The 25,529-nt window shown below is 63.2% G+C and carries 24 protein-coding genes and 1 pseudogene; 9 read left to right on the top strand and 16 right to left on the bottom strand.

Features of this window, described 5'->3' with window-relative positions; translation table 11 throughout:
• Positions 1-20: 20 nt before the first annotated feature.
• Positions 21-649, bottom strand: a pseudogene (locus tag LB515_RS27380) (MOSC domain-containing protein).
• Positions 650-833: 184 nt separating this feature from the next.
• Between LB515_RS27380 and LB515_RS27385 the strand changes: the two are divergent.
• A complete protein-coding gene (locus LB515_RS27385; protein ID WP_095768968.1) occupies positions 834-1,400 on the top strand; it encodes a methyltransferase family protein in 567 nt (188 codons plus the stop codon).
• Here the strand turns inward: LB515_RS27385 and LB515_RS27390 are convergent.
• Both LB515_RS27390 and tam read right to left on the bottom strand, forming a co-directional pair.
• On the bottom strand, positions 1,397-2,518 hold the full coding sequence (locus LB515_RS27390) for a beta-ketoacyl-ACP synthase III (RefSeq protein ID WP_224709569.1): 1,122 nt from the start codon (positions 2,516-2,518) through the stop codon (positions 1,397-1,399). The two genes, LB515_RS27385 and LB515_RS27390, sit on opposite strands and share 4 nt — an antisense overlap.
• A 119-nt stretch (positions 2,519-2,637) precedes the next feature.
• Positions 2,638-3,411, bottom strand: coding sequence for a trans-aconitate 2-methyltransferase (gene tam / locus LB515_RS27395; protein WP_224709570.1), 774 nt, complete (start codon positions 3,409-3,411; stop codon positions 2,638-2,640).
• A gap of 148 nt (positions 3,412-3,559) precedes the next feature.
• Between tam and LB515_RS27400 the strand changes: the two genes are divergently transcribed.
• Positions 3,560-4,204, top strand: coding sequence for an MT-A70 family methyltransferase (locus tag LB515_RS27400; protein WP_224709571.1), 645 nt, complete (start codon positions 3,560-3,562; stop codon positions 4,202-4,204).
• Between the two features lie 7 nt (positions 4,205-4,211).
• Here the strand turns inward: LB515_RS27400 and LB515_RS27405 are convergent, their stop codons facing one another.
• Together LB515_RS27405 and ettA are read right to left on the bottom strand one after the other, a co-directional pair.
• Positions 4,212-5,021 (bottom strand): BglII/BstYI family type II restriction endonuclease, encoded by an 810-nt coding sequence (locus LB515_RS27405; protein ID WP_224709572.1) that lies wholly within the window; start codon positions 5,019-5,021, stop codon positions 4,212-4,214.
• Positions 5,022-5,024: 3 nt separating this feature from the next.
• Positions 5,025-6,674, bottom strand: coding sequence for an energy-dependent translational throttle protein EttA (gene ettA, locus LB515_RS27410; RefSeq protein ID WP_224709573.1), 1,650 nt, complete (start codon positions 6,672-6,674; stop codon positions 5,025-5,027).
• Between the two features lie 266 nt (positions 6,675-6,940).
• On the opposite strand from ettA, the gene LB515_RS27415 reads away from it, so the two are divergent.
• On the top strand, positions 6,941-8,218 hold the full coding sequence (locus tag LB515_RS27415; RefSeq protein ID WP_224709574.1) for a sensor domain-containing diguanylate cyclase: 1,278 nt from the start codon (positions 6,941-6,943) through the stop codon (positions 8,216-8,218).
• A 28-nt stretch (positions 8,219-8,246) separates the two neighbouring features.
• Here the strand turns inward: LB515_RS27415 and LB515_RS27420 are convergent, their stop codons facing one another.
• Entirely contained in the window at positions 8,247-9,257 is a 1,011-nt protein-coding gene (locus tag LB515_RS27420; protein WP_224709575.1) for a ribonuclease T2 family protein, read from the bottom strand.
• 194 nt (positions 9,258-9,451) lie between these two features.
• Between LB515_RS27420 and LB515_RS27425 the strand changes: the two genes are divergently transcribed.
• The 3 genes from LB515_RS27425 to LB515_RS27435 all read left to right on the top strand — a co-directional run bounded on the left by LB515_RS27425 (position 9,452) and on the right by LB515_RS27435 (position 13,288).
• Positions 9,452-10,384, top strand: coding sequence for an alpha/beta fold hydrolase (locus LB515_RS27425; RefSeq protein WP_224709576.1), 933 nt, complete (start codon positions 9,452-9,454; stop codon positions 10,382-10,384).
• A gap of 82 nt (positions 10,385-10,466) precedes the next feature.
• A complete protein-coding gene (locus tag LB515_RS27430) occupies positions 10,467-11,642 on the top strand; it encodes a CaiB/BaiF CoA transferase family protein (RefSeq protein ID WP_224709577.1) in 1,176 nt (391 codons plus the stop codon).
• On the top strand, positions 11,639-13,288 hold the full coding sequence (locus tag LB515_RS27435) for a thiamine pyrophosphate-binding protein (protein ID WP_224709578.1): 1,650 nt from the start codon (positions 11,639-11,641) through the stop codon (positions 13,286-13,288). The genes LB515_RS27430 and LB515_RS27435 overlap by 4 nt, the downstream gene beginning before the upstream one ends.
• A gap of 65 nt (positions 13,289-13,353) precedes the next feature.
• Here LB515_RS27435 and LB515_RS27440 read toward each other — a convergent pair whose 3' ends face one another.
• From LB515_RS27440 to LB515_RS27460, 5 genes are all read right to left on the bottom strand, one after another.
• Positions 13,354-13,791: a CHRD domain-containing protein gene (locus LB515_RS27440; protein ID WP_140839627.1), complete on the bottom strand. Its 438-nt coding sequence runs from the start codon at positions 13,789-13,791 to the stop codon at positions 13,354-13,356.
• A 169-nt stretch (positions 13,792-13,960) separates the two neighbouring features.
• Complete coding sequence (locus LB515_RS27445; RefSeq protein ID WP_224709579.1) at positions 13,961-14,932, bottom strand: ABC transporter substrate-binding protein; 972 nt, start codon at positions 14,930-14,932, stop codon at positions 13,961-13,963.
• Positions 14,933-14,971: 39 nt separating this feature from the next.
• Positions 14,972-16,102 (bottom strand): ABC transporter permease, encoded by a 1,131-nt coding sequence (locus LB515_RS27450; RefSeq protein WP_224709580.1) that lies wholly within the window; start codon positions 16,100-16,102, stop codon positions 14,972-14,974.
• Positions 16,099-16,977 carry an ABC transporter permease gene (locus tag LB515_RS27455; RefSeq protein ID WP_140545743.1) on the bottom strand — a complete coding sequence of 293 codons (879 nt, stop codon included), beginning with the start codon at positions 16,975-16,977 and terminating at the stop codon, positions 16,099-16,101. The genes LB515_RS27450 and LB515_RS27455 overlap by 4 nt, the downstream gene beginning before the upstream one ends.
• 400 nt (positions 16,978-17,377) lie before the next feature.
• The gene (locus LB515_RS27460; protein WP_095768956.1) at positions 17,378-18,169 is read right to left on the bottom strand and encodes an ABC transporter ATP-binding protein; all 792 of its coding nucleotides are present in this window, start codon (positions 18,167-18,169) and stop codon (positions 17,378-17,380) included.
• A 119-nt stretch (positions 18,170-18,288) separates the two neighbouring features.
• On the opposite strand from LB515_RS27460, the gene LB515_RS27465 reads away from it, so the two are divergent.
• Positions 18,289-18,693 carry a cupin domain-containing protein gene (locus LB515_RS27465; RefSeq protein WP_140699427.1) on the top strand — a complete coding sequence of 135 codons (405 nt, stop codon included), beginning with the start codon at positions 18,289-18,291 and terminating at the stop codon, positions 18,691-18,693.
• Positions 18,694-18,710: 17 nt separating this feature from the next.
• On the opposite strand, the gene LB515_RS27470 is transcribed toward LB515_RS27465, so the two are convergent.
• The 3 genes from LB515_RS27470 to LB515_RS27480 all read right to left on the bottom strand — a co-directional run bounded on the left by LB515_RS27470 (position 18,711) and on the right by LB515_RS27480 (position 21,855).
• Positions 18,711-19,085 carry a hypothetical protein gene (locus tag LB515_RS27470; protein WP_224602160.1) on the bottom strand — a complete coding sequence of 125 codons (375 nt, stop codon included), beginning with the start codon at positions 19,083-19,085 and terminating at the stop codon, positions 18,711-18,713.
• Between the two features lie 2 nt (positions 19,086-19,087).
• Entirely contained in the window at positions 19,088-20,539 is a 1,452-nt protein-coding gene (hydA, locus tag LB515_RS27475; protein ID WP_224709581.1) for a dihydropyrimidinase, read from the bottom strand.
• A 65-nt stretch (positions 20,540-20,604) separates the two neighbouring features.
• A complete protein-coding gene (locus LB515_RS27480; RefSeq protein ID WP_224709582.1) occupies positions 20,605-21,855 on the bottom strand; it encodes a Zn-dependent hydrolase in 1,251 nt (416 codons plus the stop codon).
• Positions 21,856-21,976: 121 nt separating this feature from the next.
• Between LB515_RS27480 and LB515_RS27485 the strand changes: the two genes are divergently transcribed.
• Positions 21,977-22,615, top strand: coding sequence for a TetR/AcrR family transcriptional regulator (locus LB515_RS27485; RefSeq protein WP_140530185.1), 639 nt, complete (start codon positions 21,977-21,979; stop codon positions 22,613-22,615).
• Between the two features lie 55 nt (positions 22,616-22,670).
• On the opposite strand, the gene LB515_RS27490 is transcribed toward LB515_RS27485, so the two are convergent.
• Complete coding sequence (locus LB515_RS27490; RefSeq protein WP_224709583.1) at positions 22,671-23,021, bottom strand: hypothetical protein; 351 nt, start codon at positions 23,019-23,021, stop codon at positions 22,671-22,673.
• A 12-nt stretch (positions 23,022-23,033) separates the two neighbouring features.
• Positions 23,034-24,362, bottom strand: coding sequence for an aspartate aminotransferase family protein (locus LB515_RS27495; protein WP_224709584.1), 1,329 nt, complete (start codon positions 24,360-24,362; stop codon positions 23,034-23,036).
• A gap of 239 nt (positions 24,363-24,601) precedes the next feature.
• On the opposite strand from LB515_RS27495, the gene LB515_RS27500 reads away from it, so the two are divergent.
• Positions 24,602-25,231, top strand: coding sequence for a TetR family transcriptional regulator C-terminal domain-containing protein (locus LB515_RS27500; RefSeq protein ID WP_224709585.1), 630 nt, complete (start codon positions 24,602-24,604; stop codon positions 25,229-25,231).
• Positions 25,232-25,529 lie beyond the last annotated feature (298 nt).

Genomic DNA, 25,529 nt, shown 5'->3' on the forward strand with positions numbered 1-25,529 from the left:
CGGCTGCGCGGCCTCTTTGTTCAGGCCCGATAGATCCACTGCTCGGGCACCCGGATGGAATCTCTTCGCCAGCTCTTATGACGCCCGGCTTCTCGACCCAGGCGACAAGGCCGCGCAGCCGTTTCGCCTCCTTTGGGAAGAGTAGCGCGGTGGCCTCCTGATCCGCTGCGCCGACATGCTCGGCGATCGACTGCCCGGCGAACCGGCACGGCTTGTTCTGGCCGTCGACCTTGAGCGTCACGCCGCCCTTGAAGAACATCAGCGAGCCGGCCGGCAGCATCGAAAGATGCGGCACGCCCTCGACCACAAGATTGGCGCCGATCCACTCCGGCTTGATCTGCTCGATCGCCATGCGTTGCGCGATGATGGCGAGCTCGTCCGCGGCCACAAGCGACAATTGCCGCTCGTTGCGCATTTCGGTGCCGCGCGGATACCAAGGCTCGCGCCCGCCCGACCGCCGCGTTGCGCCGGCATGGAAATCGCCCTCGATGCCGTCGAAGCCGAGCCGCAGTTCCTCCACCGCCCTCGTCTCGAAATGGTCGTGCGGAGCGGCATAGAGCGCCGCCGCCTTTGCCGTCAGCTTGCGGCCGGGCACGATGTCGATTGTCGGTTCGGCCGCTGGAAAAAGCTCTAGGTTCGTTTCCTGCATGCCGCTGGTCTAAAGGCCGCTGAAAAGGCGGTCCAGTCGAAAGCGCTGATGATCCGATCACATCGTTTGATGGCGATCACGACGTTATTACCAGAAAACGCCGCCCCGCTGCACACGCGTCGCATTGCCGCCGTGCGGCCGTCATAAACGATGCGCGCTATATCGGGAGGGAGGAGGCTCGATCATGCAGGTCGGACACGCTGTAGCGGCGCTTTGGCTGTTCTGGGTGGTATCCTGGATCCTTGCCGCTGGCTGGGCAGACCCAGCGCAAAAGCGCGCCGATCTCAAGTCGGAGGCGCGTTATCGGGTCCTTTGGCTCGCCGGCACCATCCTGCTGTTCGTGCCGGCGCACGGCTATGCCGGCAGGCTGCGGCTGTGGACGCCGACGCTTGCCGAAGCCTGGATCTGCGTCGCCCTGATCGCCATCGGCATCGCCTTCGCCTGGTGGGCGCGCCTGCATCTCGGCCGGCTGTGGTCGGCAAACGTCACCGCCAAGGCTGATCATCGCGTCGTCGATACCGGCCCCTATGGCCTGGTCCGCCACCCGATCTACACCGGACTGCTGCTGTCCGTCCTGGCGACCATGGCCGTCAAGGGCACGGTCTGGGGCATCGCCGGCGCCGCGCTGCTGCTCGTCGGCGTCGTCGTCAAGGCGCGGCTGGAAGAGAGCTTCCTGCGCGGCGAGCTTGGCCCGGCCTATGACGACTACGCCAGGCGCGTGCCGATGCTGGTGCCCTTCGCGCCGGCTTAAAGCATCCTGAGCAGCGCACCGCCGATCGAATAGCCGGCGCCGAAGGCGCAGATCAGGCCGAAATCGCCGGCCTTCATGTCGGCATGGTTCTCCGACAGCGCCACGATCGCGCCGGCGCCGGCGGTGTTGCCGAGCCGCTCCAGCACCATCGGCGCGCGGTCATGGTCGACGTCGTGGCCAAAGGACAGTTTCAGGATCATCGCATTCATGCGCGCATTGGCCTGATGAAGCCAGAAGCGGCGGATGCCTGCCGGCGTCAGCCCGTGCTCGGCCAGGAACTCGACGATGAATTTCTGGCCGGCGACGGTGACTTCCTTGAACACCTTGTTGCCGACCTGCTTGATGAGGTTGCCTTCCAGGTTGATCATGTAGGGATCGTCCTGGGCGGTGCGCGTGTAGTAGCCGAGATTGGTGCGGATGTTGTTCGACATCTGCGTCCAGGTGCGCGTGTCGAGCACCTCGAAGCGCCCCGGCCGCTTCTCACCCTGCGCCAGTCCCTCGACGACCATGGCGACCGAGGCGTCGCCGAAGATGAAATGCGTCTGCCGGTCGCGGAAGTTGAGATGCCCGGTGATGATCTCCGGCGTCGACACCAGGATGCGCTTGTGCGCCCCTGCTCTCACCAGATTGACCGCGACATGCAGCGCCGCCGCGGCGGAAGAGCAGCCAAGCCCCATGTCGAAGCCGGCGCCCCTGGTTCCCAGCGCCTCCTGCATCTCGATGGCGATGGCCGGATAGGGCCGCTGATGGTGCGAGGCCGAGCAGATCACCAGGTCGATGTCCGACCCGTCGACCCCGGCATGGGCAAGCGCCTTCCTGGCAGAGGCGAGGCCGAACTCCGCCTCCAGCGACAGCGCGTCGTCGGGCCGCGCCGGAATGCGCGGCGACATGCGGGTCGGGTCGAGAATACCCTCGCGCTCGATCACATGGCGGCTTCTCACGCCGGAGGCATGCACGATGAAGTCGCTGTCCGATTTCTGCAAGAGCGGCTCGCCGGTGTCGGCGCGGCGCGCATTCTCGGTATCGACCCAGCTGTTGAAGCTTGCGACCAGCTCTTCATTGGTGATGACGGGTTCAGGGATTTCGGCGCCGATGCCGCTGATGATGACGCGATGCATGTCCAATCCGTCCGAGGGGGCGCCAAGTTGTGCCGAGGCGAGGCGCTACACTTGTCGCATTTGCCCGGTTTATTCCAGCTTAATTCGACAACCACCGCTGGCATTCAGGTGGTGGATGCTCAAGCGCGCTTGGCCACGATGAAGATGCGCGGGAAGCGCAGCAGCACCTTGCCGGTAGCCGTTTTCGGATAGGCTTTGGCGATCTTGGCGGTGTAGCTGTCGAGGAACAGCTTCTTCTCATCCGCATCGAGCGGATCGAGGAAGGGCTTCAGGCCCGTCGACTTGACCCATTCGACGATCGCCTCGGCATCGGCCAGCGGATGGTTGTAGATGGTGTGCCAGATGTCGAGCCGGTCGGCGAGCGGCGACAGAAGATCGTAGTAGAAGGACACCGGCGGCAGCGGCGGGCGCGCCGCGCCCTCGAGCTTGCCCGCAAACGTCACTTCCGCCGCGGTCTCGCGCATCAGCTGGTGCGAAGGCTCGCCGAGATTGTCGGGCATCTGGATGGCGAGGGCGCCGCCGGGCGCCAGCAATCCCATCAGCCGCTGGAACACCGCCGGATGCTCCGGCAGCCATTGGAAGACGGCGTTGGCGAAGATGACGTCGACGGGATGCTCGGGCCGCCATCCGGCGGCATCCGCCAGCTCGAAATTGACGTTCGGCAGCCGCGCCCGCGCCTTCTCGATCATGTCGGGCGAAGTATCGAAACCAAGCACCTCGGCATCCGGCCAACGCTCGACCAGAAGCTCGGTCGAGTTGCCGGGACCGCAGCCGATATCGACGACGCGGCGCGGAAAATCGACCGGCACCTGCGCCACGAGATCGCGCGCGGGTCGCGTGCGCTCATCCTCGAACTTCAGATATTGGGCGGCGGACCAGTCAGCCTTGGACATCGGAACCTCTTTGTTGCCCCGCAGGACGGCCGGATACGCATATGTCGAAAACTGCACAATGTGCCAGACATATCGACACGAATCGTGTCAGTCTTGACAGAAGGGAAAAGTTCCTCTTTTGTTCTATAGCATTTCCCAGGGGGCCACGGTGAACGCCGAAGCGATGAATGCAGCCATCGATTTGGCAAAAAGGACAGCCGGCAAGCGCTTTCACACGGTGCTGGCCGATCCGCCATGGCGTTTTACAAACCGCACTGGAAAAGTTGCTCCTGAGCATCGTCGGTTGTCTCGCTACGAGACAATGACAACCGACGACATCTGCGCCCTTCCCGTGGCAGAGCTAACCTTACAACCTGCGCACCTCTATCTTTGGGTCCCCAACGCGCTTTTGCCGGATGGCCTAGCGGTCATGCGCAGCTGGGGATTCGAATACAAATCGAACATTGTTTGGCACAAGGTGCGCAAAGACGGCGGCTCCGACGGTCGAGGCGTCGGATTCTACTTTCGCAACGTGACGGAGCTTTTGCTGTTCGGCGTGCGCGGAAAAAACGCGCGCACGGAAGCCCCTGGACGCAGCCAGGTCAATTATCTCTCATCGCGCAAGCGCGAGCATTCGCGGAAGCCCGACGAGCAGTACGAATTGATTGAGAGCTGCTCGAAAGGCCCGTATCTTGAGCTTTTTGCCCGCGGCACCAGGCCGAAGTGGACCTATTGGGGCAACCAAGCGGACGAGGACTACAAGCCGACTTGGAAGACATACGCCTACAACTCAGCGGCAGAGCCTGCTGAATGATAGCTGATCATTCATCGCCGACGGCATCGATTATCGGCTGAAGACTTGAAGGATCTTCTCCGAAGCTGACGATCGAATCTGGCAGCCCAATTGTCACGATAGGACAAGGGTTGCCCACTCCTCGGGAAATGCGGTCGTCCAGTTTTCGCCAATGAGTGGTGGCTTCGCCGAATTTATCGGCCACAAATTTGTTCGCGAACGCCTCCCTAAAAGTCACGGGATTCTTCGAACGTTCTATACGTTTCATTATTGCGGCGCGTTGGCGCGCAGTCGGATCGTATCCCCACCGCAGCAAATCATCAAAGGATTGTATTTGCCGCTCATCGAAAAACCGCAGAACCAGATCGAGCATGTTGTCATGCAGTGATCTCCCGCGCGTAACTATTATACCGACAGAAATAGCCCCTTCGGCATGCAGCCGTTTGAAATTCTCAAGGTCTCGATCAAAAAATGGGTCTTTGTTATTCCATTCGATTTCAAGCGCTACTACCGCGTCCGATCCGTTCCGCTGAGGGAGGCGTCGAACGTGGTCCATTTTGTGAGAAATCGCTTCTTTACCGACTCCATTGATCACTTTTTCAATGGTGAAGGTCGTCGTCAACCAACCAGCGGCTGCCAATCCGCGTCGTAGCCGCTGGGTATTCTTCGTTTCGCCGCCGCCTCCAGCAATAATCTCCTCAATCGGGATCGACGCGGCAAGGAGCACATCTTCCAATTCCGCCACGGCATCAGGAAAATCGACCGAAACAATCGCCTCGGCATGCGAATGAAATTCGACCTGAAATCCTTTGGCTGAAAGACGATCGAAAAGCGCCATGTTTTACCGCGTCAGGCGCTTGTGGGTCATGCGGTGCGGAGTCGCCGCTTCGGCGCCCAGGCGGCGCAGCTTGTCCTTCTCATATTCCTCGAAATTGCCTTCGAACCATTCGACATGAGCGTCGCCTTCGAAGGCGAGCATGTGGGTGGCCATGCGGTCGAGGAACATGCGGTCGTGGCTGATGATGACGGCGCAGCCGGCATAGGCTTCCAGCGCGTCTTCCAGCGCGCCCAGCGTCTCGGTGTCGAGGTCGTTGGTCGGTTCGTCGAGCAGAAGCACGTTGCCGCCACCCTTCAGCATCTTGGCCAGGTGGACGCGGTTGCGCTGGCCGCCCGACAGGTTGCCGACCATCTGCTGCTGGTCGCCGCCGCGGAAGTTGAAGGACGAGCAATAGGCACGGCTGTTGACCTCGTGCTTGCCGAGCTTGATGACTTCGGCGCCGCCGGAGATCTCTTCCCACACGGTCTTGTTCGCATCGAGCGCGTCGCGGCTCTGGTCGACATAGCCGAGCCGCACCGTCTCGCCCTTGCGGATCGAGCCGGCATCCGGCGTTTCCTGGCCGGTGATCATCTTGAACAGCGTCGTCTTGCCGGCGCCGTTCGGGCCGATGACGCCGACGATGCCGCCCGGCGGCAGCTTGAACGACAGGTTCTCGATCAGAAGCTCGTCGCCGAAGCCCTTGTTGAGGCCTTCGACCTCGATGACGAGATTGCCGAGGCGCTCGCTCGACGGGATGACGATCTGCGTGTCGGTCGGCTTGCGGTTCTGCGACTGCTCGACAAGTTCCTCATAGGCCTTGATACGCGCCTTGGACTTGGTCTGGCGCGCCTTGGGCGAGGACTGGATCCACTCGCGCTCGCGCCAGATCGACTTCTGGCGGGCGTCGTCCTCGCGGCCTTCTTGGATCAGGCGCTTGGCCTTGGCGTCGAGATATTTGGTGTAATTGCCCTCGTAAGGGATGCCGCGGCCGCGATCGAGCTCGAGGATCCAGCCGGTCACGTTGTCCAGGAAGTAGCGGTCGTGGGTGATGATCAGCACCGAGCCCGGATAGTCGCGCAGGTGCTTTTCCAGCCATTGCGTGGTCTCGGCGTCGAGATGGTTGGTCGGCTCGTCGAGCAGCAAGAGGTCGGGCTGTTCGAGCAGCAGCCGGCACAGCGCCACGCGGCGGCGCTCGCCGCCCGACAGGTTGGTCACTTCGGAGTCAGGCGGTGGACACTGCAGCGCGTCCATCGCCATTTCGACCTGCTGCTCCAGGTCCCAAAGATTGAGCCGGTCCATCTCGTCCTGGAGCTTGGCCGACTCGTCCGCCGTCTCGTCGGAATAGTTCATCATCAGCTCGTTGTAGCGCTCGATGATGGCGGTCTTCCTGGCGACGCCGTCCATGACGTTCTCGCGTACGGTCTTGGTGTTATCGAGCTGCGGCTCCTGCGCCAGGTAACCGACGGTGGCGCCCTCGGCCAGCCACGCCTCGCCCTGGAACTCCTTGTCGAGCCCGGCCATGATGCGCAGGATCGTCGACTTACCCGAGCCGTTGGGGCCGAGAATGCCGATCTTGGCATCCGGATAGAAGGACAGGTGAACGTTATCGAGCACCTTCTTGGTGCCGTAGGCCTTCGACAGGCCGGACATGTGATAGATGAACTGGCGAGCCACGCGCGCTCTCCCTGGAAACTGAAGTGTCAAGGTGGATGAGGGTTGGGCGCTATGTAGGCGATGAAGCGCCGAACGGCAATCGCTTTCGGCGCGAAGCGCGCCAATCCGCGCGGATTCGCCGGTTTGCGGTGCCCAAATTCACTCAGGGCTTTTTCGCCGCTCTCGCGATCGTGCGAAATCAGAGCTTAACCATTCGCCTTCAAAACGATGTTAGGTTGGGAAATCGCGGCCATGCTGCGGTTTCGGGGAAGGATCGGATCGACGACGTGCTGAACGGTGCCCTGCTCCTTGCCGAAGCGGTTCTCTATTTCGGCGCCATGGTCACGCTTTTCCGTTTCCGGCGCCGCATCGGGCTTGGCGTGTTCATCTGCGCGCTCGGCGTCATGCATTTCCTCGAAACCTACCTTGCCAGCGTCTTCTATGTCGCGCTGCCGTTCGGGCTGGTGTCGCCGGGCTCCGCCGTGCTCTTCTCCGGCAAGCTCGTCATGCTGCTTCTGCTCTACATGAAGGAAGACGCGGCGACGGTTCGCCAGCCGATCTACGGCCTGCTGCTTGGCAACGCCGTGATGATCGGGCTGGTGCTGGTCCTGCGCCTGCACGCGATCGCTCCACTTCCAAGCGGCAAGCTTCCCGATATCGCCTTCATCGACGAGATGGGTTGGCTGATGGTCTGGGGCACCTCGCTGCTCTTCGTCGACTCCATCCTGATCATCCTGCTCTACGAGAAGCTCGGCAGCTATCTGCGCGCCAGGCCATTCATGCGCATCCTCGCATCGGTCGCCTGCGTGCTCACCTTCGATCAGGCCGGCTTCTTCACCGCGCTGCATTTCGTCGCCGGCGCGCCGCTCGAGGTCTTCTTCGGCGGCTGGTTCGCCAAGATGGGCGCCGCGCTTGCCTATAGCGGCATGCTCGTCGCCTATCTGAAATGGGTCGAAGACCACGATGTCGCCGTGCCGCGCGGCCTCTCCGACATTTTCGACGCCCTCACCTATCGCGAACGCTACGAAGCGCTGATCAAATATGTCGGCCGCGACGGCCTCACCGGCCTGCTGCATCGCGGCAGTTTCGATGCCGACGGCGAGTCCGCGGTGTCGTCCGCCATCAGGATGGGCAAGCCGCTCAGCCTGCTCATTGTCGACGTCGACCATTTCAAGTCGATCAACGACAGCTTCGGTCATGCCGAGGGCGACAAGGTGCTGAAATCGATGGCTGCCCTGCTGGCCGAGACCGTCGGCGGCAACGATCAGGTGTTCCGCATCGGCGGCGAGGAATTCGCCGTGCTGACGCAACAGTCGCACGCGCCGGCCAGGCTGCTCGGCGAGACCATCAGGAACGCCACGAAGACCTCGGGGCATACCGGCCGCTACAACATCACCGTGAGTGCCGGCGTCTCCACCGTCAGCGAGACGACGCGCTGTCTTGCCGACATTTTCGCGCTGGCCGACCAGCGCCTCTACAAGGCGAAGTTGAGCGGCCGCGACCGCGTGGTCGGCGAACCTGGCAGCGAGGCTATCATCCTGCAGACGGCCTCCCGATCAGCCTGACAAAGAACGGGCTGACCAAAATTCTCGCCTATTGAAAACCGATCGCGTCGACCGTGCCCTTCGGGCAACCGGCCTTGGCTGTCGGCGCCGACGCCATCAGGAGATCGGCCAGCTTGCTGTCCGGGCCGATCGGACCGGACAGGCCGAGCGTGATCTCGCCGATCATACGCCTGCCGCTCGACGGGTCGACCAGACAGGACACGCGTACGCGATCCCCGGCGCCGGGACCGAAAGCCTGGTTGAAGGCGCCGCGGATCGCATCCGACGTCAGCTGCTTGCCGATGTTCTTGTTGAACAGATCGCGCACCGCCGAGGCGTTCACCGCCCGCATCAGGTTCAGCGCGTCTGAGAAATAGTCCTGCTGGTTCTTGCCGTAGCAGGTGCCGTGCTTGATCCATTCGTGGCGCTCGAGCCTGGATGCCGTGCCCGGCATCACCTGGTCGAGCTCGGCACGCGTCTTTGCGTCGAGATCGACCGGCGGCAGGTCTCCCCAATGCGCCGGATTATCATTGGCCTTGTCGTTCGCCGAGACCTGGCAATAGAAATTGCCGTTCGGCTGCGGCCACAGCCCATGCAGCGTGAAGTGCGAGGCATCGAACTCGCTCGGGCTCTGTGCCTTGCATTCGGGCTTGCTCGCCTTGGTCTCGCAGAAAGCCGGCTGCCAGCTCAGCGCAAAGACATATTCGGGTTTTCCCGAGGCTGACGGCGACGGTTTGGCCTGGCCGGCAGGCGCCGGGGTCATCTGCGCGCTGCCGCCGTTGACGTGGCCGCAGCTGATCTTCACCCAGCGCCGCTCTGGGTCGGCGCCCGGCACCTGGATAAGGTAGTGCGTGGGCTCGTCCTTGTTGCCGGCAAGAAGGTCGTAGCTCTTGCCTGTCTCGGTCGAGATGTTGCCGGGGTTCTTGCCGCTCTTGATGGCCTGCGTCGCCGGGCAGGCGCTGTCGGCAACGAACGTGCCGCTCATCTTCACGTCGGCATGCGCCACCCCGGCGCCGGCCAGAGCCAGCACCATCGAACCCCATAATGCCCAAACCCGCATCCCGCTCTCCCGGCGATCATTGAACCGTATTGGATACGTCACACTAGAACAGTCGACGTGTCAGAATTGCGATCTTTTTCGCCGCTCGAAAAAACAATCCCCAGCTGAGCGCTTCCCATTGGCACGTTCGCAAGCGCGCTCATCCTCTTGACGCCGGCAAACGCCGCGCCCAACAGTCGCCGAGGGAGCGACACATGCCATTCGACAGAAAGACCAGGCTCGCCTCACCGACCGGGGCCGACCTCAACCTCTATGTGAAACACGCGGAGGCGAAGCCACGCGCCGTGGTCCAGATCAACCATGGCCTGGCCGAGCACGCGGCGCGTTATGCCCGCTTTGCCGATTATCTCGCGCCGCGCGGATTCCACGTCTATGCCCATGACCATCGCGGCCATGGTGCGACAAAGGCGCCCGACGCGCCGCTCGGCAAATTCGCCGACACCGACGGCATCGCCAAGGTGATCGCCGATGTCGAGGCCGTGCACGACCTGATCGCGGCCGAGCATCCGGGCTTGCCGGTGATCGTCTTCGGACATTCCCTGGGCGCCTCGGTGGCGCTGAACTTTGTCCTGCGCCATTCCGGGCGTGTCCATGCCGCCGCGATCTGGAACGGCAATTTCTCGCAAGGCCGGCTCGGGCAACTGGCGCTTGGCATTCTAGGCTGGGAGCGGATGCGGCTCGGCTCCGACGTTCCGTCGCGGCTTCTGCCCAAGCTCACCTTCCAGGCTTGGGGCAAGGCGGTGCCAAATCACCGGACCCCGTTCGACTGGCTGTCGCGCGACCCGGTCGAGGTCGACAAATATATCGCCGACCCGCTCTGCGGCTGGGATGCGTCGGTCTCGATGTGGCGCGACGTAGTCGACATGGCGCTGCACGCCGGCAAGGATTCCAGCTTCACCGGCGTCCGCCGCGACCTTCCTTTCAATCTCATCGGCGGCGAGAAGGACCCTGCGTCGAATTATGGCAAGGCGGTCCATCACCTGGCAACGCGCATGCAGGCAATGGGCTTTTCGAACCTGGTTTCAAAGGTTTACCCGGAAACCCGCCATGAAAGCCTGAACGAGATCAACCGCGATGCCGTCATGAATGATTTCGTCGCTTGGGCGGACAGCGTGCTGAAATCCTGATCCGGCTTGGCCCACTGCAAGGGCCGTGACAGGCACGGCTGCTGTTGATAGAGCCTGCGTTTCCGACCCATTACGGTGATCCATGGCCGAACCTCCGCTGAAAGGCATCCGCGTTATCGAGCTCGCCCGCATCCTGGCCGGTCCCTGGGCCGGGCAATTGCTCGCCGATCTCGGCGCCGATGTCATCAAGGTCGAGAGCCCCGATGGCGGCGACGATACCCGCAAATGGGGTCCGCCCTTCGTCATGAGCCATGACGGCGAGAACCTGTCGGCCGCCTATTACCACTCCTGCAATCGCGGCAAGCGTTCCATCGCCGTCGATTTCTCCAAGCCCGACGGTGCCGAGACGCTGCGCAAGCTGGTCGCCACCGGCGACGTGCTGATCGAGAACTTCAAGCTCGGCGGCCTGAAGAAATACGGCCTCGACTACGAGAGCCTGAAGGCGATCAATCCGCGCCTCGTCTATTGCTCGATCACCGGCTTTGGCCAGGACGGTCCCTACGCGCCGCGCGCCGGCTACGATTTCATCATCCAGGCCATGGCCGGCATGATGTCGATCACGGGCGAGCCCGGCCGCGAGCCGCAGAAGGCCGGCGTCGCCATCTCGGATCTCTTCACCGGCCTCTATTCGGTGATCGCCATCCAGGCGGCACTGCGCCACGCCGAAAAGACCGGTGAGGGCCAGCATATCGACATGGCGCTCTTCGACAGCCAGATCTCGGCGCTCGGCAACCAGAACCTCAACTATCTGATTTCCGGCAAGTCGCCGGTGCAGATGGGCAATGCGCATATGAACATCGCCCCTTACGAGGTGCTGCCGGTCAGGGACGGCCACATCATCCTGGCAGTCGGCAATGACGGCCAGTTCGGCAAGTTCTGCGCGGCGGTCGGGCTGACCGATCTGCCCGCCAATCCGGATTTCGCCACCAACCCCGCCCGCGTCGCCAACCGGGTGAAGCTGCGCGAGCTGATTATCGCGACGCTGAGCACCTGGGACCGCGATCCGCTGTTGGCGAAGCTCGAGGCCGCCGGCGTGCCGGCAAGCCCGATCAACACGATTGGCCAGATGTTCGACGATCCGCAGACGATCGCGCGCGGCATGCGGCTCGATCTCGACGACGGCCATGGCAACCGCCTGCCCTCGGTGCGCGCGCCGATGGTGATGTCGGGCACGCCGCTCGTCTATGAACGCCCCTCGCCGCGCCTTGGCGAGCACACGCAAGAAATCCTTGCCGAACTGGAGAGAGCAGCAAAATGAAAACCGGCGGACAACTGATCGTCGAGGCGCTCGAAGCGAACGGCACCGACCGCATCTTCTGCGTTCCGGGCGAATCCTATCTCGCCGTCCTCGACGCGCTGCACGACTCTTCGATCCGCACCATCGTATGCCGCCAGGAAGGGGGTGCTGCGATGATGGCCGACTGCCAGGGTCGGCTGACCGGCAAGCCCGGCATCTGCTTCGTCACCCGCGGCCCCGGCGCCACCAATGCTTCGGCCGGCGTCCACATCGCCATGCAGGATTCTGTGCCGATGATCCTGTTCATCGGCCAGGTCGCCAGCCACGCCAAGGAGCGCGAGGCCTTCCAGGAGGTCGATTACAAGCGCTTCTTCGGCGACATCGCCAAATGGGTGGTCGAGATCGACGACGCCGCGCGCATTCCGGAATTCGTGACCCGTGCCTTCGCCGTCGCAACCTCCGGCCGCCCCGGCCCGGTGGTCATCTCGCTGCCGGAGGACATGCTGACCGACGAGGTCGAGGCTCCGGAAGCGCTGCCGCACACGCCGGTCGAGACGCGTCCCGGTGAAGCCGAGCTAGACGCGCTGGAGATGTTGCTGAGCAATGCCAAGCGTCCCTTCGTCATCCTCGGCGGCACGCGCTGGAACGAGGAAGCGGTGGCGCATATGCGGCAGATCGCCGAGGCCTGGTCGCTGCCGGTCGGCTGCTCCTTCCGGCGCCAGATGCTGTTCGACCATCTCCATCCGAATTACGCCGGCGATGTCGGCATCGGCATCAATCCCAAGCTGGCGGAGCGGATCAAGCAGGCCGACGTCGTGCTTTTGATCGGCGGCCGCCTTGGCGAGATGCCGTCTTCCGACTACACGCTGCTGAAGAGCCCCTACCCCGACCAGGCGCTGGTGCATGTCCATGCCGATGCCGGCGAGCTCGGTCGCGTCTACCGGCCGGCGCTGGCCATCAACGCTTCGCCCGCCGCCTTCGTCGAGGCCTTCGCCAGGCACAAGCCCGCCGCCAAGCCCACCTGGGCGGGCGAGGCAGAAAAGGCGCACGCCACCTATCTCGAATGGTCGACGCCGCCGCAGACCGGCCCGGGCGCGGTCCAGATGGGCCCGATCATGGACTACCTCGGAAAGGTTCTGCCGGAAGATGCCATCCTCACCAACGGCGCCGGCAACTATGCCACCTGGGTGCATCGCTTCTACCGCTCGCGCCGCTTCGGCACGCAGGCGGCGCCCACGTCCGGCTCGATGGGCTACGGCACGCCGGCCGCGGTCGCCGCCAAGTCGCTGTTCCCGGATTGCACCGTGGTCGCCTTCGCCGGCGACGGCTGCTTCCTGATGAACGGCCAGGAGTTCGCGACGGCTGTCCAGTATGACCTGCCGATCGTCGTGATCGTCGTCAACAACGGCATTTACGGCACGATCCGCATGCATCAGGAGCGGGAATATCCAAGCCGCGTCGTCGCCACCACCCTCAAGAACCCTGACTTCGCGGCGCTCGCCCGCGCCTATGGCGGCCATGGCGAGACGGTGGAAAAAACCGCCGACTTCGCGCCGGCCTTCGAGCGCGCGCGCGCCAGCGGCAAGCCGGCGCTCGTCGAGATCAAGCTCGATCCCGAAGCGATCACGCCGACCCGCACGCTGACGCAGATCCGCAACAAGGCGTAAGGCAGCCTGCTGCCTTTCTGCCGGCTGCACGACAAAAGCGGCGGTGAACCGCCCCTTTTGCGTCTTTACATCGCCTTCTCGATCTGGCCGCGGATCTCACCGTCCTTGTTCTTGGCGGTGTGGACGTTGACGTAGTATTTGCCGGCTTCCAGATCGGCTGCCTGCGCGTCGGTCAACGTCGCCGATCCCTTGATCGGGCTCTTCAGCTTCTTGAACGGGATGACCGGGTCCGCGTTTGCGCCCATATCTGCCGGGCCGTGGATGTGGGCGGCCACGGCAGGCCCGCTGAGGCCGGAATATTTGACGTTCCAGCTGAGCTTCTTGCTGGTGGTGTCGAAGGTGAGTGTGGCGGTTCCCTTGCCCTTGGTGGTGACGGGCGGACTCTGCTGACTGCCGTCGAGCGTCGCCTTGTACTTCACCATCTCGGCCATGGCCGGCGATGCAAGAAGGAAGGCGGTCGAAACGGCCAAGGCCGAAAGCATCGGCACGGATAGGATGCGCATGAAGAACCTCCGTTGATTGCAGCATCCTTCGCGGCTCCCCGACGCGCGGATGCGCCAATCAACGGCTGAGCGGCCCGATGTATCCCGGCGCACACGGTTATTTTACCGCGGGGCAACGAGAAAGGGGCGGTCGCCCGCCCCTTTCCAACTTCCGCGCTGAGAGCGGACCTTACTTGATCGCCTTGTCGGTGATCGCGGTCGTGTAGGCGCCGCTCGCCTCCTTGCTGATGATCTTCTGGTCCAGCAGCGCCTTGGCGGTGCGCTCGTAAGCGGCCGGGATCAGCTTGCCGTCGGCATTGTCGACCAGCTTGGCCACTTCCTTCATCATGAACTTCTGGTGGTTCTCGTCCTGGCCGCCGGCGTCCACGACGATCTCGGCCGCCTCGTCGGTGTTCTCCGTGGCGTATTTCCAGCCCTTCATCGAGGCGCGCACGAAGCGCACCATCTTGTCCTCGAAGGCCGGATCCTTGAGCTTGTCCTCGAGCGTGTAGAGCCCGTCCTCCAGAAGGTCGTTGCCCATCGCGGAGTAGTTGAACACGACCAGGTCTTCCGGCTTGTAGCCGGCGTCCAGCACCTGACCGTATTCATTATAGGTCATCACCGAGATGCAGTCGGCCTGCTTCTGGATCAGCGGCTGCACGTCAAAACTCTGCTTGAGCACGGTCACGCCGTCGGGGCCGCCATCGGTCTTGAGGCCGATCTTGTTCATCCAGGCGTAGAACGGATATTCGTTGCCGAAGAACCAGACGCCCAGCGTATGACCCTTGAAGTCGGCTTCCGTCTTGATCGGGCCGTTCTTGGGGCAGACCAGTTCCATGCCCGCCTTCTTGAACGGCTGGGCGATGTTGACGAGCATCACGCCTTTGTCGCGGGCCGCGAGCGCGCCGCCCATCCAGTCGACGATGACGTCGGCGCCGCCGCCGGCGATCACCTGCTCGGGCGCGATGTCCGGGCCGCCCGGCTTGATGTCGACGTCGAGGCCTTCGGCGTTATAGAAGCCCTTGGCCTTGGCGACATAATAGCCGGCGAACTGGGCCTGCGTGACCCATTTCAGTTGCAGTGTCACCTTGTCGGCGGCCATCGCCTGGAAGGCGGCCAGCGACATGGCGCCGGCCAGAGCAGAAATCAGCAGTCTTTTCATCTTATTACCCTCTGAAGTTAGCACCCAAACCCACCGCCCCTATCCACCTCGGACAGAGGGATGCCAAAACGTGACGGCTCTCTCGATGAGAGCGACCACGCCATAAAAGACCGAACCCGCCAGTGCTGCAACTGCGATTTCGGCCCACACCATGTCGATGTTCATCCGCCCGACTTCCGTCGAGATGCGGAATCCCATGCCGACCACTGGCGTTCCGAAGAACTCCGCGACGATGGCGCCGATCAGCGCCAGCGTCGAGTTGATCTTCAGCGCGTTGAAGATGAACGGCATGGCCGCCGGCAGCCTGAGCTTGAGCAAGGTCGGCCAATAGCCCGATGCATAAGTGCGCATCAGGTCGCGCTCCATATGCCCGGATGCGGCAAGGCCCGCCACCGTATTCACCAGCATCGGGAAGAAGGTCATGATGATGACGACCGCGGCCTTGGACGGCCAGTCGAAGCCAAACCACATGACCATGATCGGCGCCACGCCGATGATCGGCAGCGCCGAAACCATATTGCCGATCGGCAGCAGGCCGCGCCGCAGGAACGGCACACGGTCGGCGAGGATAGCGACGGTGAAGCCGGCGAGATTGCCGACGACATAGCCGATGAGCACCGCCTTGAAGATCGTCTGCCGCACATCCGATCCCAGGATCGGCAGCGAGTTGGCGATGCGCGCGCCAATGGCGCTCGGCGGCGGCAAAAGAATGAAGGGGATGCCGGCGCCGCGCGTCACCGCTTCCCAGATGATCAGGATCCAAGCGCCGAAGATTGCCGGGACAATCAAGCGCAGCGCCGTCGACATCAGGCGTGCATCTGGGCGCTGCTCAGACAAGACCGCAACACAGCGCCAGGCGAGCAACCATGCAGAGGCGAGCACAAGGTAATAAGCAGGTCCTGCCGTACCTTCGTGACCGCGAATGCTGCCCAGCAGCAGAAACGCAGCGCCATGGGCGCAGATAAAAAGCAGCGCTGCTTCCCACAGCTTAGGGAGGCGACCTGCAATCCAAACCGGCAGCGCAACCAGGGCGATCGCAAGTCCGCCCGAAGAGCTGCCGTAGGGCCAGGCGAGACCCGGTACGCCGATGTTGAAAACGAACACTATGATCGGGGGGATCGCCAGCAGGACGGCCAGGTTTGCCTGCCAACTGTACTTGTCGGCACTCATGCCGGCCTCCCGCCCATGGCGCGGTCGACCAGGCGTCCGGCGATGCCCACCACCATCACCAGCAGCGCCGCGACGACGGACCCCGCGACCAGCGCCGACCAGATGTCGATGGTCTGACTGTAGTACGCGCCGGCGAGCAGCTTGGCGCCGATGCCGGCGACCGCACCCGTCGGCAATTCGCCGACGATGGCGCCGACGAGGCTTGCCGCCACCGCCACCTTCATCGAGGTGAACAGGAACGGCACCGAAGCCGGCACCCTGAGCTTCCAGAAGGTCTGCGAGGCGCTGGCGTTATACGTATGCATCAGGTCGAGATGCATGATCTCGGGTGAGCGCAGGCCCTTCACCATGCCGACGGCGACCGGAAAGAACGACAGATAGGTCGAGATCAGCGCCTTGGGGATCAGCCCGGTGATGCCGATCGCGGCCAGCACTACGATGATCATCGGCGCCACCGCCAGGATCGGAATGGTCTGCGAAGCAATGATCCACGGCATCAGGCTGCGGTCGAGCGTCGCCACATGCACGATACCCACTGCAATGACGATGCCAAGCGCCGTGCCGAAGGCGAAGCCGAGCAGCGTCGAGGACAGCGTCACCCAGGCATTATAGACCAGGCTGCGGTTCGACGTGACGGACCGCAGGAAGGTATTTTCGAAGAAATTCACCGCCACCTGATGCGGCGCCGGCAGCGTCGGCTTCGGCTGCGCCAGCGTCTTGCCGATGAATTCGACGATACCCGGCGTCTCATTGGCACGGCGGTCGAGATCGCGCTGGAACGGCGCGTTGAGGATGACGGCGAAGACATACCAGAGCACCACCACGCCGGCGAGGATGCTGGTGACGGGGATGATTTTCGAGCGGAAGGTGTCCATCTAGCGCTGCCCTTCTCCTCTCCCCCACGGGGAGAGGGTGGCCGGAGCGAAGCGAAGGCCGGGCACGTTCGACTGGAGTGCTGCGGCGCGGGTATTTTTCGTCATCCTAGGGCGGAGCAAGGAGCGAAGCGACGCGGCGCAGACCCTAGGATCCATTCCGTTACTTCTGAGCTCCGCAACGTTCCAGAATACAGCTCCCTGCGCCGCGCTCTGCTCGTCGGGTATTCTGAGCCGCTTACGCCCTTCGACCAGCGTCACGGAACGGATCCGAGGGTCTGCGCTCCGCTTCGCGTCGCTACGCCCTAGGATGACGAAGGCGCGAGTGGCCGTCCCCTCACCCGGCCGCTGCGCGGCCACCCTCTCCCCGGTGGGGAGAGGAGAGAGCTCATCCTCCCGCCCCTCAATCATCATAGCTATGCCCTGCCCTCAAGCCATCCCGCACCCGTGCGGCGATCGCCAGGAATTCAGGCGTCTCGCGGATGTCGAGCGGCCGCTCTCTCGGCAGCGTCGATTCGATGATGTCGGTGACGCGGCCTGGCCGCGGCGACATCACGACAATGCGCGTCGACAGATAGACCGCCTCGGGTATCGAATGGGTGACGAAGCAGATCGTCTTGTTGGTCCGCGCCCAGAGATCGAGCAGCTGCTCGTTCAGATGGTCGCGCACGATCTCGTCAAGCGCGCCGAACGGCTCGTCCATCAAGAGCAGGTCCGCATCGAAGGCGAGAGCACGCGCGATCGAGGCGCGCTGCTGCATGCCGCCGGAAAGCTGCCAGGGGTATTTCTTCTCGAAGCCGGAAAGGTTGACCAACTCCATCGTGCGCTTGATGCGCTCCGCCTGCTCGACTTGGCTGAGGCCGATGATCTCCAGCGGCAACGCCACGTTGCGCTCGATCGTGCGCCACGGGAACAAGGCCGCCGCCTGGAAGACATAGCCATAGGCGCGTTTCTCGCGCGCCTGCTCCGGCGTCATGCCGTTGACGGAGATCGCCCCGGCGGTCGCCTTCTCCAGATCGGCGATGACGCGCAGCAAGGTGGTCTTGCCGCAGCCGGACGGGCCGATGAAGGAGACGAATTCGCCCTTGCCGATGGTCAGATCGACATTGGACAGCGCCTGCACCGGACCGTCATTGGTCTGGAAGGTGAGGCCGAGCTTGCTTGCCGAGACGACGGCTGGCGGCTGTTCGGTCATTGGCTGCAGCCTGCCTTTCGCAGCCGCTGCCGCGCTGTCCGCAATCCGGTTGATTTTATGATAGCGTTGCTTTCCACTCGTCCTGTCCCACCCGATCGACGCCGCCCGGAGCCTTGCCGATGTCGCCTAAACCCACCTGTCGTCTCGTTCGCCCCGAAAGCACCTATCAAGGCAAGCAGGGGCTGAGCTATTTCGCCGGTATCGCCGCCGAAACCGTCGGTTCCTCCGGCATCTGCATGCATCTTCTCACCATGCCGCCCGGCGCGCGCGCCAAGGCGCACATGCATGAAAGCCACGAGACGGCCATCTACGTGCTCTCCGGCGAAGTCCACACCTGGTACGGCGACCGGCTCGAGCATCACATCGTCGTCAAGGCCGGCGACCTCTTCTACATTCCGGCGGGCGTGCCGCATCTGCCCGCCAATCTGAGCGGGGCGCCCTCCTCCGCGGTCATCGCCCGCACCGATCCCAACGAGCAGGAAAGCGTCGTGCTGCTGCCGGAACTGGATGGCCTCGTCGCTTGACCCTGACGGGATGACCGTCATTTGCATCGCGCGACTTCGCCCATCACATTGCCGTCTTCGTCAGCGACCACCAGCTTCTTCGCATTCTTCACGCTGCGCTTGATGGTGAACCTGGTCGGCTGTCCCTCTTCGCCTTCAGCCTCGCATTTTGCCGTCACCACCAGCGATCCATCGGCCTGCGTTTGGCGGTCGCTGAAGGTGCAGGCGCTGGCCGCCGTGATCAGTTCCTTGTCGGTCAAAAGCAGCATCTTGTCGGCAGCGACCTGCTGGCCGTTCCGGTTGATGCAGCCATATTTGTCGCCATAGGGCTTGCTGAGGTCGATGCCGGCGGCAAGAGCCTGGCCGGCGGCAAGTATCACGGCCGCCGTGATCGCAAGATGAAGAGCCCGCATGGTCAGACCCCGGTAGCCGGAATGCCGGTTCGCTCGACCTTGCGCGGCGCGGAAATCTCCTTCCAGGTCGACAGCGCCCGGTTGACCGCGGCGTTCGGCTCGCGGGCGACGAACTCGCCATGACCGGTCTTGGCCTTCACCTCCGCTTCCTCGATCGACAGCTCGCCGCGCGAGAAGACGAAGCGCGGCAGGCCGGTCACCTCGACGCCTTCGAAGACGTTGTAGTCGATCACCGACTGCTGGTTCTTGGCCGAGATCGTCTTCTTGCGCTTCGGATCCCAGACGACGATGTCGGCGTCGGCGCCTTCGACGATCGCGCCCTTCTTCGGATACATGTTGAGGATCTTGGCGATGTTGGTCGAAGTCACCGCGACGAACTCGTTCATCGTCAACCGCCCGGTGTTGACGCCTCTCGTCCATAGAACCGGCAAGCGGTCCTCGAGCCCGCCGGTGCCGTTCGGGATCTTGGTGAAGTCGCCGATGCCGTTGCGCTTTTGGCTGGTGGTGAAAGAGCAGTGATCGGTCGCCACGACCTGCAGCGAGCCGGCCTGCAAGCCGGCCCACAGCGAATCCTGGTGCCACTTGCTGCGGAAAGGCGGGCTCATCACCCGGCGCGCTGCATGGTCCCAGTCCTTGTTGAAATACTCGGTCTCGTCGAGCGTCAGATGCTGGATCAATGGCTCGCCGAACACCCGCATGCCCTTCTGCCGGGCGCGGCGGATCGCCTCGTGGCTCTGCTCGCAGGAGACATGCACAACATAAAGCGGCACGCCCGCCATATCGGCGATCATGATGGCGCGGTTTGTCGCCTCGCCCTCCACTTCCGGCGGACGCGAATAGGCATGGCCTTCCGGACCATTGTTGCCGGCGGCTAAAAGCTTTTGCGAGAGCGCTGCGACCACGTCGCCATTCTCGGCATGGACCAGCGGCAGCGCGCCGAGATCGGCGCAGCGCTGGAACGACGAATACATCTCGTCGTCATCCACCATCAGCGCGCCCTTATAGGCCATGAAATGCTTGAACGAGGTGATGCCCCGGTCGACGACTTGAGCCATCTCCTCGAACACCTGCTTGCCCCACCAGGTGATCGCCATGTGGAAGGAATAATCGCAGGACGCTTTCGAGGTCTTGTTGTCCCACATCTGCAGCGCTTCCAGCAGCGATTGCTGCGGCGCCGGCAGGCAGAAATCGACCACCATCGTCGTGCCGCCGGAGAGCGCGGCGCGCGTGCCGGATTCGAAATCGTCCGCCGAATAAGTGCCCATGAAGGGCATTTCGAGATGGGTGTGCGGATCGATGCCGCCCGGCATGACATAGCAGCCCGTGGCGTCGAACTCATGGTCGCCGTGCAGGTTGGAGCCGATGGCGACGATCTTGCCATGCTGCATCAGCACGTCGGCCTTCCACGTGCGATCGGCCGTGACGACAGTGCCGTTCCGGATGACTTTGGTCATTCTCTGTTCCCCTGTTCTTTCGCGCTTCTTTGCGAGCGGCGTTGCGAGGCAATTGGTCTATTCGGTCATTCGACGATTCCCGCGGTCTCGACCACGGCATGGAACAGCACATCGGCGCCCGCCGCCGCCCATTCCTTGGTGATCTCCTCGGCCTCGTTGTGGCTGAGCCCGTCGACGCAGGGGCACATCACCATCGCGGTCGGCGCGACGCGGTTGATCCAGCAGGCGTCGTGGCCGGCGCCGGAAACGATGTTGCGGTGCGTGTAGCCCAGCCTCTCCGCGGCATCGCGGATCGCCTTGACGCAATTCTTGTCGAAGGTGACCGGGTCGAAATGGCCGACCTGCTCGATCTCGTATTTGATATCGAGCGCGTCGCAGATCGTGTCGATGCCCTCGCGGATGCGGCTATCCATGGCATCGAGCACTTCCTTTTCCGGCGAGCGGATGTCGATCGTGAAGACCGTGCGGCCGGCGATGATGTTGCGCGAGTTCGGATAGGCCTGCATGTGGCCGACCGCGCCGACGGCGTCGGGCTGGTAATCCATGGCGATCTCGTGCACCAGCTCGATTACCCGCGCCATGCCGAGCCCGGCATTGCGGCGCTTCGGCATCGGCGTCGAGCCGGTATGCGCTTCCTTGCCGGTCAGCGTCACCTGCAGCCATTTCAGGCCCTGGCCGTGGGTCACGACGCCGATATCGATACCCTCGTCCTCGAGGATCGGCCCTTGCTCGATATGCAGTTCGAAGAAGGCGTGGATCTTGCGGTCGCCAACCTTCTCGGTGCCTTTCCAGCCGATGCGTTCGAGCTCCTCGCCGAACTTTTTGCCGTCCTTGTCGACATGCTGGTAGACATCGGCCTGGTCGAGCACGCCGGCGAACACGCCGGACGCCATCATCGCCGGGGCGAAGCGCGCGCCTTCCTCGTTGGTCCAGTTGGTGACGACGATCGGATGCCTGGTCTTGATGCCGAGATCGTTGAGCGAGCGCACGACTTCCAGTCCGCCCAGCACGCCGAGCACGCCGTCATACTTGCCGCCGGTCGGCTGCGTGTCGAGGTGGCTGCCGACATAGACGGGCGGCAGGCTGGGATCGGTGCCCTCGCGGCGGGCAAACATCGTGCCCATCTCGTCGAGGCCCATTTCGAGCCCCGCGGCCTCGCACCAGCGCTTGAACAGATGGCGGCCCTCGCCGTCCTCGTCGGTCACGGTCTGGCGATTGTTGCCGCCGGCAATGCCGGGGCCGATCTTCGCCATCTCCATGATGGAGTCCCACAAGCGATCTGAATTCACGCGCAGATTTTCGCCGGGTGCGGCCATTTGCAGTTCCCATTTTCACCAGGGGTCTTGTCGCCCCTTGAGTGGTTTGCATCCTGACCGTATGGTCAGCTTTCAGACTACACAAGCTGACCAAGCGGTCAACGAGAATCTTGGGGGAGACATGAGCGAATCCACCCGTCCCATGCGGCGACAGGACATAAGGCGGGAGAATGAAAAAGCAATTCTGCTCGCCGCCGAAAAGGTGTTTGCGGAAGCCGGGTTCGGCGGCGCCACGATGCAGCTGATCGCCGATCTGGCGGGACTGCCAAAGGCAAATCTCCACTACTATTTCGCCACCAAGGAAGAGCTCTACCGGTCCGTCGTCCAGAACATTTTCGAGATCTGGCTGCAGGCGGCCAATTGCTTCGACGCGGCGCGCGGCCCGGTAGACGGCATCAGCGCCTATATCGACGCCAAGATGGAAATATCGCGTCGCCACCCGGACGGCTCGAAGGTCTGGGCCTCGGAAGTCATGCACGGCGCGCCCGTGCTTCAGGACTATATGGAATCGACGCTGCGCGAATGGACCGACGGTCGCGTCGAGATCATCAGGCGCTGGATCGAGGAGGGCAAGATGGACCCGGTCGACCCGCGTCATCTCCTCTACATGCTCTGGGCCACGACCCAGCATTACGCCGATTTCGGCCACCAGATCGAAACGCTGAACGGCGGCAAGTCGCTGTCGGATCGGCAATGGCGGGAAGCCAAGGAAAACATCAAGCGGGTGATTCTGACCGGCATTGGCGCGCTGCCTGCCTGACTCTGGCTGCTCATTGCGGCAACGTTGCCGCCTTAACTGATCGTTTCGTGCCGCGCTAGGCTTTCAACTCATCAAGAAACATCTGCGCCAGCCGAGGTTCCCCTGGCCGATTAGGTCCGCGTTCCGTCCTCAGTTCAGCCAGTCGTTGCATGGGCGCAAACAGGTCGACAAAACCCATTTCTTCCCGAACCGCGACAAGCTCGCCGCCTATCGCGGCGAGCCGCTTTGCACTTTCCGGCAAATACCGGCTTTCAAGAGAGGCGGGAAGCGTTCCTTCGTTCTGGCCGAACAGTCCCCATCTGCCATCCGCGCAGTCGCGAAGCGCAACCAGCAAGGCAGCGGAATAGGCAGCCTCGAGAGACTGCCTTTCCTTTTCCAAAGCCGCTTCGCGCTTGGCAGAGACCATTCCCGGAGCTTCCTAGTCGATCGACCTCAGCACATCGCGAACATGGTCGATGATTTCGTTGATCTGGCCCTTGCTGATGATCAGCGGCGGTGACAGCGCGATGATGTCGCCGGTGGTGCGGATCAGCGCGCCGCGTTCGAACGCCTTGACGAAGGCCGAGAAGGCCCGCTTGGTCGGGCTGCCGGCGATCGGCGCCAGCTCGATCGCGCCGATCAGGCCGATGTTGCGGATGTCGATGACATGCGGCTCGCCCTTGAGCGAATGCAGCGCGTCCTCCCAGTAGGGCGCCAGTTCCTCGCCGCGGGTCAAAAGGCCTTCTTCCTTGTAGGTGTCCAGCGTGCCGAGCGCCGCGGCGCAGGCGATCGGGTTGCCCGAATAAGTGTAGCCATGGAAGAACTCGATCATGTGCTCCGGGCCGGTCATGAAGGCGTCGTGGATCTCCTTCTTGACGAACACCGCGCCCATCGGGATGACGCCGTTGGAGACGCCCTTGGCGGTGGTCATGATGTCCGGCGTGACCCCGAAATAGTCCGCCGCGAACGGCGTGCCGAGGCGGCCGAAGCCGGTGATCACTTCATCGAAAATCAACAATATGCCGTGCTTCGTGCAAATTTCCCGAAGCTTCTGCAGATAGCCCTTCGGCGGCAGGATGACGCCGGTGGAGCCGGCGACCGGCTCGACGATGACGGCCGCGATGGTCGAGGCGTCATGCAGCGCAATCAACCGCTCGAGGTCGTTCGCCAATTCCGCGCCATGCTCCGGCACGCCCTTCGAAAAGGCGTTCTTCTCCGGCAGATGCGTGTGCGGCAGGTGGTCGACGCCGCCGAGCAGTGTGCCGAACATCTTGCGGTTGGAGACGATGCCGCCGACCGAGATGCCGCCGAAATTGACGCCGTGATAGCCGCGCTCGCGGCCGATCAGACGGGTGCGCGAGCCCTCGCCGCGAACGCGGTGATAGGCGATCGCCATCTTGAGCGCGGTGTCCACCGATTCCGATCCGGAATTGGTGAAGAAAACATGGTCCATGCCCTTGGGGGCGATATCGACCAGCCGGTTCGCCAGCTCGAACACGATCGGATGGCCCATCTGGAAAGCCGGCGCGTAGTCGAGCTCGGCAGCCTGGTTCTGGATCGCCTCGGTGATCTTCGGCCGGCAGTGGCCGGCGTTCACGCACCATAGGCCCGCGGTGCCGTCGAGCACCTTACGGCCGTCACTGGTGGTGTAGTGCATGTCCTTGGCGGACACGAACATGCGCGGCGCCTGCTTGAACTGCCGGTTTGCCGTGAACGGCATCCAGAATGCGCTGAGATCGTTCGGCGTGACTTTCAGCCGGTTGGACATGACCAGGACTTCCCCTTGTAAGCGTGTTTCGGTGCGGCCAACGCTTGGTCTTTGCTGCGTTTTCGTGCTACGCAAATTTTTGACCGGTTGGACAAACGTTAGCACCGCCTGTCGGCGGTCAGGGGATTACTAGCGGAAATGCGGCATAAAAAGCGCGCTCCACAGCCCAAGGAAAAACTGGTCCAGACAATTGGTCCAGAGAGCCGGCGCGAAGACGGCCGGCCAGGATGACGGCGGCGATGGAAGGCTCCGCTCCCCGCCGCACCCGCATCCAGCAGGAAAAGCGCGAGCTGATCCTGGAAGCCGCGCTCGAAGTCTTCTCCGCCAACGGGTTTCGCGGCTCGACCATCGACCAGATCGCCGAAGCCGCCGGCATGTCGAAGCCCAACCTTCTCTATTACTTCCGCCGCAAGGAGGACATTCACGAGACGTTGATGCAGCGTCTGCTCGACACCTGGCTGGCGCCGCTGCGCGAGCTTGACGACATCGGCGATCCGCTGACGGAGCTCAGAAGCTACATCCGCAGGAAGCTGGAGATGGCGCGCGATTTTCCGCGCGAAAGCCGGCTGTTCGCCAACGAGATCCTGCAGGGCGCGCCGCGCATCAAGCCGATGCTGGAGGGCGAGCTGAAGACGCTGGTCGAGGAGAAGGCCGCCGTCATCAAGGGCTGGATGCGCGCCGGCAAGATCGCCCGCACCGATCCCTGGCACCTGATCTTCTCGATCTGGGCGACGACGCAGCACTATGCCGATTTCGACGTTCAGGTCCGCGCCGTGCTCGGCGCCGACCGCGGCGGCGACGGCCGTTTCGAGGACGCAGCGCGGTTTCTGGAGCAGCTGTTCCTGGATGGGCTGAAGCCGAAGGGGTAGCGCCGACAAAATGGCTTAGCAGGTGGACCCGTATGTGGGGCCAACTTGTCCGCCGTGTTGTTTTTGCTGACCTTGGAGATTGGCCGCGGCGCCCATCACTTCGTCATCCACGGGCGGAGCGGGAGCGAAGCGGACGCGGAGACCCGAGGATCCATTCCGTTACTTTTGCCGTGGGTGCAGCGGTGCAGAATTCTGGACGGTAGCGGCGCTCCGAGGTCACGGAATGGATCCTCGGGTCTGCGCCGCGTCGCTTCGCTCCTTGCTCCGCCCGTGGATGACGAAGTGATGGGCGCCGCGG

It is taken from the genome of Mesorhizobium sp. CA15 (genome assembly GCF_020165215.1).
Taxonomy (GTDB): Bacteria; Pseudomonadota; Alphaproteobacteria; order Rhizobiales; family Rhizobiaceae; genus Mesorhizobium.